A 611-nucleotide genomic window follows, 5' to 3' on the forward strand; every position below is an offset into this window, starting at 1 on the left:
TCCCCGCCGAGGTCGAAGAAGGAGTCGTCGATGCCGACCCGCTCGACGCCGAGCACCTGGGCATAGATTCCGGCCAGGATCTCCTCGACGGCATCACCGGGAGCCCGATAACGCTCAACGCCCTGATAATCCGGCGCGGGCAACGCACGCGTGTCCAGCTTGCCGTTAGCGGTCAACGGCAACTCATCAACCGCGACAACCGCGGCCGGAACCAGATAACTCGGCAACCGATCAATCAACCGCGCCCGAACATCAGCCGCATCGGCACCACCGGTGACATAGGCAACCAAACGCCTGTCGGCGGGCCGATCCTCCCGAACGAGCACCACCGCCCGCTCCACCCCAGCCAACGCCGTCAACGCCGCCCGGATCTCACCCAACTCAATCCGATAACCCCGAACCTTCACCTGCTCATCACTGCGACCCAAATACCGCAACTGCCCATCAGCGCCCCACCGCACCACATCCCCGGTCCGATACATCCGCGCCCCAGCACCACCAAACGGACACGCCACAAACCGCCCCGCCGTCAACCCCGACCGACCCACATACCCACACGCCACACCCCGACCCGCCACATACAACTCACCGACCACACCCACCGGCACCGG

At 65.3% G+C, this 611-nt stretch carries 1 protein-coding gene; it reads right to left on the minus strand.

From position 1 onward, the window contains the following. On the minus strand, nucleotides 1–611 hold a 611-nt coding region (locus A5681_RS24375), incomplete at both ends, for an AMP-binding enzyme (protein WP_156738136.1).

It is taken from the genome of Mycobacterium scrofulaceum (assembly GCF_001667885.1).
GTDB classification, from domain to species: Bacteria; Actinomycetota; Actinomycetes; order Mycobacteriales; family Mycobacteriaceae; genus Mycobacterium; species Mycobacterium scrofulaceum_C.